This window comes from Pedobacter roseus, from assembly GCF_014395225.1.
GTDB lineage: Bacteria > Bacteroidota > Bacteroidia > Sphingobacteriales > Sphingobacteriaceae > Pedobacter > Pedobacter roseus.
Map to the genome: position 1 here is coordinate 2,523,932 of NZ_CP060723.1, position 12,628 is coordinate 2,536,559.

Annotated in this window: 5 protein-coding genes; 3 read left to right on the forward strand and 2 right to left on the reverse strand. The window is 40.0% G+C overall.

The window, feature by feature from the left end; genetic code table 11:
* Positions 1–81 precede the first annotated feature (81 nt).
* Together gltB and H9L23_RS10520 are read left to right on the forward strand one after the other, a co-directional pair.
* Positions 82–4,581: a glutamate synthase large subunit gene (gltB, locus tag H9L23_RS10515; RefSeq protein WP_187594911.1), complete on the forward strand. Its 4,500-nt coding sequence runs from the start codon at positions 82–84 to the stop codon at positions 4,579–4,581.
* A 3-nt stretch (positions 4,582–4,584) separates the two neighbouring features.
* Positions 4,585–6,051, forward strand: a complete 1,467-nt coding sequence (locus H9L23_RS10520; RefSeq protein WP_187594912.1) for a glutamate synthase subunit beta — start codon at positions 4,585–4,587, stop codon at positions 6,049–6,051.
* Between the two features lie 560 nt (positions 6,052–6,611).
* On the opposite strand, the gene H9L23_RS10525 is transcribed toward H9L23_RS10520, so the two are convergent.
* Positions 6,612–8,771: an FUSC family protein gene (locus tag H9L23_RS10525; RefSeq protein ID WP_187594913.1), complete on the reverse strand. Its 2,160-nt coding sequence runs from the start codon at positions 8,769–8,771 to the stop codon at positions 6,612–6,614.
* Positions 8,772–9,524: 753 nt separating this feature from the next.
* Here H9L23_RS10525 and H9L23_RS10530 point away from each other — a divergent pair.
* Positions 9,525–10,877 carry a PhoH family protein gene (locus tag H9L23_RS10530; protein WP_187594914.1) on the forward strand — a complete coding sequence of 451 codons (1,353 nt, stop codon included), beginning with the start codon at positions 9,525–9,527 and terminating at the stop codon, positions 10,875–10,877.
* Positions 10,878–11,011: 134 nt separating this feature from the next.
* On the opposite strand, the gene H9L23_RS10535 is transcribed toward H9L23_RS10530, so the two are convergent.
* Entirely contained in the window at positions 11,012–12,223 is a 1,212-nt protein-coding gene (locus H9L23_RS10535; protein ID WP_187594915.1) for a TCR/Tet family MFS transporter, read from the reverse strand.
* Between the last annotated feature and the right edge of the window lie 405 nt (positions 12,224–12,628).

Sequence of the window (12,628 nt, forward strand, 5' to 3'; positions counted from 1 at the left end):
AAAAACGTATCAACTCTGTAATTTTATAATTGTTTTTCCTATCTTAGTGTTTCCTATACACTAACAACTAACGAGCAAAGAATGGAACCAAACAGTGGATTGTACGATGCGCAATTTGAACACGATGCCTGCGGTATTGGGTTCGTTGCACATGTGAAAGGGCGAAAATCGCATCAAATCATCTCTGATGCACTTACTATTTTAGAAAACCTGGATCATAGAGGGGCAAGTGGAGCAGAACCGAATACTGGCGATGGTGCTGGTATTATGATTCAGATTCCTCACGAATTTTTCTATGATGAATGTTTAAAAGCTGGCTTTAGCCTGCCTGAAACCAATAATTATGGTGTGGGTATGTTATTTATGCCTAAGGATATCAGATCCAGAGAAGAGTGCAGAGAATTGATTTACCGTGCCGCCGAAAAATTAGGCCTGGAAATTTTAGGCTTTAGAAAGGTTGATGTTAATACCACAGACATTGGCAGCATGGCCCTTTCAGTTGAACCTGAAATTGAGCAGGTATTTATCGCCCGCCCTTATGCAGTAGCACCTGGGGCAGATTTCGAGCGTAAACTCTACATTTTTAAAAATTATCTGATTAAACTAATCGTTAACACCGTTCATGGTGGTAAAGATTTTTATATCGTTTCGCTTTCGGCGCAAACCATTATATATAAAGGACAGCTTACTTCATTACAGGTACGTACTTATTTTACCGACCTGACCGATAAACGCCTGGTTTCGGCTTTGGGTTTAGTCCACTCTCGTTTTGCAACCAATACCTTCCCTTCCTGGAGATTGGCACAACCATTCCGTTTTATTGCGCACAATGGTGAGATCAATACTTTACAGGGAAATTTAAACTGGTTCAGGGCTGGTGTTAAATCATTTGCTTCGGCTTATTTTACACCAGAAGAACTGGATATGTTATTGCCGGTAATCGACGAAACCAACTCCGACTCAGGCTGTTTGGATAACGTGATTGAATTATTGCTTCATGCGGGCAGAACTTTACCTCATGTATTAATGATGTTGGTTCCGGAAGCATGGGATGGTAATGAAGATATGGATCCTGTTAAAAAGGCATTCTACGAGTTCCACGCTACTTTAATGGAACCATGGGATGGACCTGCAGCCATTGCATTTACCGATGGTAAATTGATCGGTGCCACTTTAGATCGTAACGGTCTTCGCCCTTCGCGTTATGCCATTACTTCAGATGACCGCGTTATTATGGGCTCAGAGGCTGGTGCATTGGCTATTGATCAGAGTACAGTAATCGAAAAAGGCCGCTTAACACCTGGCAAAATGTTTGTGGTAGACATGGAGCAGGGCAGAATCATCAGCGATAACGAAATTAAACAACAGGTTTGCGGCAAAAGCCCTTACGCCGATTGGATTAATCAATACCAGATCCGTTTGGAAGAATTACCTGAACCACGTGTAATGTTCACAGGTTTATCTGACGAATCTATTTTTAAATATCAGCAGGTTTTTGGTTACAGCAGGGAAGATATAGATCTTTTGCTTAAACCAATGGCCATCGAAGCCAAAGAGCCAATCGGTTCAATGGGTACCGATACCCCTCTGGCTATATTATCAAAACGTCCTCAACACTTATCTTCTTATTTTAAACAGTTATTTGCACAGGTAACCAACCCACCAATTGATCCGATCCGCGAGAAAGTGGTCATGAGTTTGGCCAGTTTTATGGGCAGCATGGGTAACCTGCTGGATGAAACACCGAAACAGGCACACTGTGTAGCCATTAAACACCCGATTTTAACCAATCAGGAATTAGAAAAGCTGAGAAGTATTGATACCGGGGTTTTCCAGGCGAAAACTTTGCAGACTTATTTCAGGGCCGACGGTAAACCTGGCGCTATGGCGAAAGCTTTAGACCGTTTGTGCCGTTATGCGGTTGATGCCGTTGAAGATGGTTTCCAGGTAATTGTATTAACCGACAGGGCAATCGATTCGGAACATGCGGCAATGCCTTCTTTATTGGCGGTTTCGGCAGTACACCATCATTTGATCCGCAAAGGATACCGTGGTGCTGTGGGTATTGTAATCGAAGCTGGCGATATCTGGGAAGTACATCACTTCGCTACTTTATTGGGCTTTGGTGTTACGGCGATCAATCCTTATTTAGCTTTAGAGACCATTAACGGTTTCCAACAAGAATCTGGCTTATCGGCAGAACAGCTGACCAAAAATTATATCTATGCAGTAAATAGTGGTTTACTAAAAATCTTCTCTAAAATGGGAATTTCGACCCTGCAATCGTATCAGGGTGCGCAGATTTTCGAAATTTTAGGCTTGAACAAAAAAGTAGTCAATACTTATTTCACAGGTGCGGTTTCCCGTATCGGTGGTTTAGGTTTGGATGAAATTGCAAAAGAAACCTTAATTAAACATCACCGCAGTTTTGGTCCGTTAACGCAGACAGAAAACTTATTACCTGCAGGTGGAACTTATAAATTCCGTCGTAAAGGTGAAGCGCATTTGTTTAATCCGCAAACCATTCACTTATTACAGAACGCTACGCGTAAAAATGATTACGGCATCTTTAAACAATACTCTAAACTGGTTAATGAGCAAACGCAACAGGCTTACACCATCCGTGGATTGTTCGAATTTAACTATAGCCGTCCTTCAGTTCCTTTAAACGAGGTAGAATCAACCGAGGCAATCTTAAAAAGATTTGCAACAGGAGCAATGTCCTTCGGTTCGATTTCTCACGAAGCGCACTCTACATTAGCCATTGCCATGAACCGTATCGGTGGAAAGAGCAATACCGGAGAGGGTGGTGAAGATGAAATGCGTTATACTAAATTGCCAAATGGCGACAGTATGCGTTCGGCCATTAAACAGGTAGCTTCTGCACGTTTCGGTGTAACCAGTTACTATTTAACCAATGCCGATGAGTTACAGATTAAAATGGCTCAAGGTGCTAAACCTGGAGAAGGCGGTCAGTTACCTGGACATAAGGTTGATGACTGGATTGCAAAAGTACGTCACTCTACACCAGGCGTTGGTTTAATTTCGCCTCCTCCTCACCATGATATTTATTCGATTGAAGATTTAGCCCAGCTGATTTTCGACTTAAAAAATGCCAACCGTGAAGCAAGAATCAATGTGAAGCTGGTTTCGAAAGCAGGCGTAGGTACCATTGCAGCGGGTGTGGCTAAAGCACATGCCGATGTTATTCTGGTATCTGGTTTTGATGGTGGTACAGGAGCTTCTCCGCTAACATCTATCCAGCACGCTGGTCTACCTTGGGAGCTTGGATTGGCAGAAGCACACCAAACTTTGGTAAAAAACAAATTGCGTAACCGTATTGTGTTACAAACCGATGGTCAGCTTAAAACAGGTAGAGATATCGCTATCGCTGCTTTATTAGGTGCAGAAGAATGGGGTGTTGCTACAGCAGCACTGGTAACATCGGGATGTATTATGATGCGTAAATGCCATTTAAATACCTGCCCGGTTGGTGTAGCTACACAAGATCCGGAATTAAGAAAATTATTTACCGGTGATGCGGACCACGTAGTAAACTTATTTCATTTCCTTGCTGAAGAATTACGTGAGATTATGGCTGAATTAGGTTTCAGAACCATTCATGAAATGATCGGTCAGGCAGATATTTTAAAAGCACGTGAGTTACCTGCTGAAGACTGGAAATTAAAACACCTTGATTTATCGGCAATTTTATATAAAGCTGAAGATAATGGCTTGCCTTTATTCAATACCGAAGGTCAGGATCATGGTTTAGATCATATTTTAGACCACAAATTAATCGCAGCAGCACAACCTGCAATTGAAAATAATGAGCCTGTTTTTGCAAGCTTCGAAGTTAAAAACACCGACCGTGCATTGGGTACTATGTTATCAAACGAGATTTCAAAAGTGCATTTAGGTGCTGGTTTACCTCCTGATACCATTAACTTTAAGTTTGTTGGTTCGGCCGGGCAGAGTTTCGGAGCCTTCAATACCCGTGGCGTAACCTTATCGTTAGAAGGTGAGGCCAATGATTACGTTGGTAAAGGACTTTCGGGAGCAAGATTAGCCATTTATCCATTCTCCAATTCAACTTTTATACCAGAACAGAATATCATTATCGGTAACGTAGCCCTTTATGGCGCAACTTCTGGTGAGTTATTTGCCCGCGGTAAGGCAGGTGAACGTTTCGCGGTACGTAATTCTGGTGCAACGGCGGTTGTAGAAGGAGTGGGCGACCATGGTTGCGAATACATGACAGGTGGTGAAGTGTTAATCCTTGGCGATACCGGAAGCAATTTCGCTGCTGGTATGAGTGGTGGTGTGGCCTGGGTTTATGATGCCAACGGAACTTTTGCACGTAAGTGTAATAAAGAAATGGTCGATTTAGATCCATTACAGGCTGAAGATGAAGAACGCATTTTAGCTTTACTTAAAACGCATATCCGCTTAACTGATAGTAGGGTTGCTGAATTTATCTTAAGTGATTGGAAAACACAATCCGCTCATTTTGTAAAAGTATTCCCTAAAGAATACAAAGCAGTTTTAAGCAAACGTAATCAACAAGTAAAAACACACTAGGCCATGGGAAAAGTAACAGGATTTCAAGAATACGATAGAGTTGCGCCCACAAGAGAAGAGGCTGCAACACGTGTAAAACACTATGGGGAATTTTTAAATGAATTACCCGCAAAAGAATTAAACAATCAAGCTGCCCGTTGTATGGATTGCGGCGTACCGTTCTGCCAGTCAGGTTGCCCTTTGGGTAATGTGATACCAGAATTTAACGACGCCGTTTATCAGGGAAAATGGGAAATGGCTGCAAATATTTTATTAAGTACCAACAATTTCCCGGAGTTTACTGGCAGGATCTGTCCGGCACCATGCGAATCTGCATGTGTATTGGGTATTAACCGCCCACCGGTTTCGATTGAGGAAATTGAAAAACACATTATCGAAATTGCTTTCGAAAAAGGTTTTATCAAAGCTAAGGCACCATTAATCAGAACCGGTAAAAAAGTAGCTGTAATTGGTTCAGGTCCGGCGGGCTTAGCTGCTGCTGCTCAATTAAATAAAGTAGGGCATGAAGTTACCGTTTTCGAACGTGATGATGCACCCGGAGGTTTATTGAGATATGGAATTCCTGATTTTAAACTGCAAAAAAATGTGGTAGATCGCCGTATCGATTTAATGAAAGAAGAAGGCATTATTTTTAAATGCAATGCCAATGTAGGCGAAAATGTGGAAATTGGTACTTTATTAAGAGATTTCAACGCCGTTGTATTGGCTGGTGGTTCTACCATTCCTCGCGATTTACCAATTGATGGCCGTTCTGCTAAAGGGGTTCACTTCGCTATGGATTTCCTGAAGCAACAAAATAAACGTGTGGCAAACAGGGCTGTTGAAGTGGAAGAGATTATGGCTACTGGTAAAAATGTAATTGTAATCGGTGGTGGTGATACCGGATCGGACTGTATTGGTACTTCAAATCGTCACGGTGCGAAATCGGTTACACAATTCGAAATTATGCCGATGCCTCCTCAGGCACGTAACGAACACATGCCTTGGCCAAATTACCCGATGTTGCTAAAAAATACTTCTTCTCATGAGGAAGGTGCACAAAGGGCATGGTCGGTAAATACCAAAAACTTCATTGCTGATGAAAATGGAAACCTTAAAGCATTAAAAGTAGTTGATGTGGAATGGGAAATTGATGCAAACGGTCGTCCGGTTACATTTAAAGAAGTGGCTGGTACCGAAAGGGATCTTCCATGCGAACTGGTATTGTTAGCCATGGGTTTCTTACATCCGCAAAAAGAAGGCTTAATTGAAAAATTAGGAGTAGAGTTGGATAATCGCGGAAACGTGAAAGCTTCTGAGCACACCTATCAAACCAATATTGCAAAGATTTTTGCTGCAGGTGATGTTCGCCGCGGACAATCTTTAGTGGTTTGGGCCATTTCAGAAGGTAGAGAAGCTGCCCGTAAGGTAGATGAGTATTTGATGGGTACCACTAAACTGGCATCAAAAGATGCAGTTGCTTACGCTTAAATAAGTTTACAGTTCTATATTTTTAGGGTCGTGGTGTTAAACCACGACCTTTTTTGGTTTACATGGTCAATACGACATTCCCAACTTGATTGGGAATCGTAATGCCTTGATAGGGTTTGTAAGTTGCTTTAGGATTCCCGCCTGCGCGTGAATGACGACTGTTCTATTAATGATGCCAGCGCCTACACAGTTTAAACTTATTCTGGTCTAAGCGCCCTACTAAGACGTATATTATTACACATCATAGTTATTTTTTGCCACGGAAACACAGAAATCACGGAGAATATAATAGGAGGGTCAATATATAAGCATCATCATTGCGAGAAGACTTTTCAGCCGAGAGCCAGTCCCGATTTTCTGGAAATCAATCTTACACATATTTTAAGCATCATTTAAGTCACTATGCTTGCTTGCTTTGATAATAACATAGTCCTTACCGAAGGACGGTGTCAATCCCAAGGGCCGGGAAATCAAAAAAACAGCAGCATAACAGTACAAATAACACTTCAACTCCATGTTTGGTGGCTCACCAAACACTTATTAAATTCCAATGAGCAATATTAAAGCTTAATCTTCACCGATAACTTATAAATATCATAAGCTACTTTCTGGATCAGGTCAAATTGTTCCGGTATCAGATCTTCACCTTTTTTTATTGCTAAACTGGTATCATTTAGCCTGATTAACGGCACATTATCAATGGTACTCGTTCCTTTCTCCAGATTTTCAATAGCTGTATCCAGCAAATAATTGGTGTTATTCGCAATTGGCTTTAAAGCATCGAAACTTTCAAAAATAAATTCATGCTCCTTATTGTATAAGGAAAGTGTGGCCACGTAAGAGGATAACAAATGGCTCAGCGCGGTAAACTGATGGACTTCTTTTATGAATAATTGCTTGCTTTTCGGCTCCGAAAACATCCGCTGAAATAGGGAAGCCAAATTTGCAGTACTCACATAAACTTCTTTCCGGGCGAGTTTATATTCTGTTCTGTTGTAATTTTTTTCGAAATACAATTTCGTTACCTGCTCATAATAAGCCTTATTGGCTTTCAGGATATTGAGCATGGCCTCCTTAAGTTTTTCATACTCCCAGGTCGGAAATAAAGAATAACTGGCCAATAAGGCAATGCCGGAGCCTATAAAAGTATCATAAATCCTTTCACGCGCTAGCGCGATTGATCCCATGCCCAGAAAATCGAAAAGGATCAGAATATATGGCGTCATAAAGAGTACACTCACCACATAGTTTTTCCTTTGGAAACTATAGCAACCGATCATGCAGATCAGCAGGATGACAAACAGTGTGTTTTTATCGTGGATATAGCTTACCACGCCCATACCAATAAATGCACCTATGGTTGTACCGATCAAACGCTGATAATTACGTTCTTTCGTTAAACTAAAACCCGGTTTCGAAATCACCAGAATGGTAAGCAGAATCCAATAGCTATGCGAAAATTTAAGCAGCTGCGATACCACAAAACCCAACAACATCACCACAGTAACCCGTAGCGAGTGCCTGAAAGTAGATGAGCTATAAGTTAGATTTTCTGTAAAAAGCTTAAAATCAAATTTTTGTCTGGTAATAAACTTCTCTGTATCTACATCAGCTTGACGGATATCTTTGCTGTTGCGCATTTTGAAATAGCTGAAAATGGTTTTCACCCTCGCCAGTATATTTTCAATATTAACTTCAATGTTTTTTAAGGCAATAATCCCTAATGTATTGTACTCCTGGTTTAGATTGTTTTTCTCCAGGTCATTAATTTTGATCTTCAAACGTTCAATTTCAATCAGTAAACGTTTCGAAATTACTGGTGTCCTGCCACTTTTTAAGCCAAAAGCAATATCATCAAGCGCATAAGAAATCCGTTTAATGGCCATTTCATAATCCGATAGGATCCCCGCTTTATCAAACTGATCATGCAGCTGCTGGTAATTGTAGTAAGTAGACATTACCTGTTCGAACAGATCGACCATATCTACAAACACCAGTAACAAAAATCTTCCTTCAGGCGTAGAATCCCTTACAATTTCGCGTGTTCTGAAAAGTAAATCCCTTACCGCATCCTGCTTTTCATGAACGGAAACCTGAAGTTGTAACAGATCGGAATATGTTTTATCATAATTATTGTTATGATGATAAAATTTGGCTTTCTCGCGTAAAAACTCGGCAACTTCTAATATAGAATCACTTAGCGATTGCTGTACAAGACGGAATGGACGTAAACGGTAAACAAAATAGCTCAAACCGGTGTACCAAAGGCTTCCTGCAAGTACCATTACCGCATATAACAATACTTCTTGCCAGGGCCTGATATCATCAATGCTCAGCACCATAATCAGCAGCACTGCAGTACCTACTGATGCTGCCCTGATGCCATAAATGTAAAACATTGAAAATACAAAGCTTGATATGGCCAAAAGAAAGCCAATAAAATAATGGCTTCTATTGGTTAAACCAGTTAGGATGGAAAAAGTAAAGATTAATGCAGTGGTAACCAGCATGGCATTTCTCCTGTGTACCATTGGCCCCGGGCTATCAACCACGCTTACACACAATGCCCCAAGCGATAAGGTCATCCCGTACTTTAACATACCGAACTGGGCCAGAATTAAAGAGGGGAGCAGCACACCAATGGTAATACGGAGACCGTCGGCAAAATACGTACTCAGTAAAAAGTCTTGTATATTTCTAATGGGTTGCCTGATCTGCATGTTACAAAAATAACATAATAGCGAAGTTTTTTGTTGCGAATAAAATTAAGTTTTTTGCTTTTTTTAAACTTTTAAGCAGAAAAGACTTAAATAGCTGACTAACAAAACAATAGTAAATGTGTATAAGTACTTACCAGAGAATTGTTAATAAAGTTATTCAAAGCACAAGTAAGCAGTTAGAATGGCTATTTTAAGAAATTAAGATGTTGATAACCAGCTATTTTAAGTTAACAACTTTGTTTATAAAAACATACGTTTTTCTCTTGACAAATGGGCCTTTTCATGCTAAATTAGATCATATCAAATACGAAGTACTTTGAATTCTGATAAAACAATCCAAAAGAGATAAAGAACCGAAAGGGGAATTGTTTCGGATAGTTTACAGGGAAAACGATTAATTTCAGAAAGGGTTAAACCGAGTAAGAATATATATGACCACCGCAAGGTTGGAGAATAAGAAAATCGAACAGGCCCAAACAGAGATTATTGAAAACTAAGAAGTTTACGGACGGAAGAGTTGGAAATAAATTTTCACGGATCGCAAAAGTTGCAAAACCTAACGAAAACGGAAAAATCAAAGTAACAAGAATTAGGTGCTTTAAAATACAGCTATGGTTGTTTTTAAAGTTAAAACGGGGAAAAGAATCGAAAGAGGAAGGTCCCCGTTTTTATTTTGCCCAAATTTTGGTTAGCCTATCAAAAAAGAATAGCCAAATCTTCTGCTAATTATCCCTAAAATATTAAATTTACCAAATGGCCAAAAAAGGTAAATCAATCTCCAATCCGTCAAAAAAGATATTCGTTTTAGATACCTCGGTTATTTTATACGATCATGATGCGATAAATAACTTCCATGAGCATGACGTGGCCATTCCCATTCAGGTTTTAGAAGAGCTTGATAATTTCAAAAGCGGTAATGATACCAGAAACTTTGAGGCCAGAAGTTTTATCCGCCTGATTGATGAAACCTCTAAACAAAAAATTATCAGCGACTGGATTTCGCTAAAAAGTCCAGATTCTGGTAAATTTAGAGTAGTGTTGAACGAAAAACCTTTAATTGTAGATGCAGAAGAAGTTTACGGAAAAGGCAAAACAGACCATAAAATTTTAAATGCCGCCTTAAGTTTAAAGGAAGAACATCCTGATAAAAAAGTAGTGCTGGTATCGAAAGATATCTGCCTGAGGTTAAAAGCAAAAGCACTCGATTTAAATGCTGAAGATTACGAAACCGGTAAAATCAAAAATGTAGATGAGCTTTATGCCGGCAAAACAGAACTGGTTGATTTCCCTATCGAAGTGATTGAAGAAGTAAAAAAAGAGCGCTTTATCGATGCAAGCGAAATAGGTTTACCACCTAAAAACGGCAATCACTTCTATATCCTTAAAAACAAAAGAAAAACAGCAAACGTATTTTACAATAACAGCTTAAAAACTATTTCGGCAGTATCTACCGATGCTATCTTTAAGATTAAACCAAAAAACATCGAACAGGCATTTGCCATTCATGCCCTTTTAGATCCTGAAATTAAACTGGTAAGTATACAGGGCAATGCCGGAACTGGAAAAACCTTATTGGCGTTGGCCAGCGCTTTAGAACAGCGTAAAAATTTCAGGCAGATTTATGTTACCCGGCCAATCGTTTCACTGAGCAATAAAGACATTGGCTTTCTCCCCGGCGATGCAAAATCAAAAACAGATCCTTTTATGGCCCCGATTTGGGACAACCTTCGCTTTATTAAAGAACAGTTTACTGGTGATGATAAAATGTCGGAAAAGATCGATGAACTGATTACAACCGAAAAAATAGCCATCGCACCATTAGCCTTTATCAGAGGCAGAACGCTGACCAAAATCTTCTTTATCATCGATGAAGCGCAGAACCTTACCCCACATGAGGTTAAAACGATTATTTCGAGGGCAGGAGAGCACACAAAGATTGTTTTTACAGGCGATATTTATCAGATTGATACACCATACCTCGATTCAGAAAGTAACGGTCTTTCTTATTTAATCGAAAACGCTAAAAATCATCCGCTTTATGCCCATATTACTTTGCAAAAAGGGGAGCGGAGTGAATTGGCTAATTTAGCGAACGAGTTGTTATAGCGAATGATCCAACAATATCTTCATTCCGACCGCAGTGGAGAAATCTGTTAAATATGGTTTTTATAACTTACTCATAATTAAAGCTATAAAAATCCGAGTTTATCAGTGTATATCTATGGTCAAAAGTCCATAACTCAGTGATATTTCTTCAAACTTCTCAAACAAATAAATAAGCCTATCAACGTTAACACTGCGCTCAATATAAACGGTGCCCCGGGGAAATAAACAGGTGCTTTACCCTCTATAAAATAGGCGAAAATATGTGTCATTGCCCAGGGCGCAAATATAGCTGCAAAACTTTGTAAACCTGTTAAAACACCCTGCATCTCTCCTTGTGCATTTGCAGGGATCTGATTAGAAATTAAACCCTGCATCGCTGGTCCGCCTATGCCGGCCAAACCATAAGGAACCATAAAAGCGAACATCATCCAGCCCTTACTGGCAAATGCAAAAGCTACAAAACCGATTACATATAAAATCAAACCAAAATAAACAGCTTTCTTTTCTCCAATTTTCGGTAGGATCACCCTGATTAATCCACCTTGTACAATTCCGATTACTAAACCTACAAATCCTAAGGAATAACCCACCCAGGATGCATCCCAGTTAAATTTTTCCATGGTATAAAATGTCCAGTTCGATTGAACCGAGTGACTGGCAAAATACAGTAGGAATAAAGTAATCATTAAACCCAACAGTGCCGGATATTTACCGATACTTACCAATGAACCAATTGGGTTTGCCCTTTTCCATTCAAAAGCCCTGCGTTTTTCAACCGGTAATGATTCAGGTAATATAAAATAACCATAAAGCCAGTTGATTAGCGATAAACCTGCAGCAATCATAAAAGGAACCCGGGTACCAAAATGACTAAATGCACCACCTAAAACCGGACCTAAAATAAAGCCTACACCAAATGCAGCACCAACCAGGCCGAAATTCTGTGCTCTTTTTTCAGGAGGTGAAACATCTGCGATATAGGCTTGTGCGGTGGTAAAACTCGCACCGGTAATTCCGGCAATAATCCTTCCAACAAACAACCAGACAATTGAAGGCGCGAAAGCCAGAAAAATATAATCAATACCTAAACCAAACAACGAACTCAATAATACCGGCCGCCGACCGTAACGATCGCTTAACGCACCAATAATCGGCGAAAAAATGAATTGAACGGATGCATAAGCTAAAGTGAGCCAACCGCCGTATTCTGCTGCCAAACCAAAACCACCGCCTGTAAAATCCTGTATAAGTTTTGGCAAAACCGGAATAATAATCCCAAAGCCTGTAAAATCGATCAGGAGGGTGACCATAATAAAACTCATTGCAGATTTCTTTTCGTTTGCCATGTTATAAAAGGTTTAAAGCAAAAGTATCAGAATTACTTAAGAATGTAAATTTTAGTTCGACAAACAGCATATAAATACAGAACCCCTGTTTATAAACCTGATAAAGCGGAAAGCCCGGATCCCGATTTTTTCATCGGGAGAGGACTTGAAGCGCTAGCAGGGCTGCAAACTGCCATTAGCAATAAACCCTACATTTCCAAAAAAAAAATTATCAATCCTATCAGGTTTTAAAAAGCTGTGAGGTTTAAATCAGTATATAAATACAGAACCCTTATTCGTAAACCTGATATAGCGAAAAGCCCGCAACCCGATTTAAGCACTGTCTGCTTGTCTTTTATTGTGTGCTTGCTTGTTTCACAGGTTTCATCGGGGAGGACTTGAAGCGTTAGCAGGGCTGCAGACCGC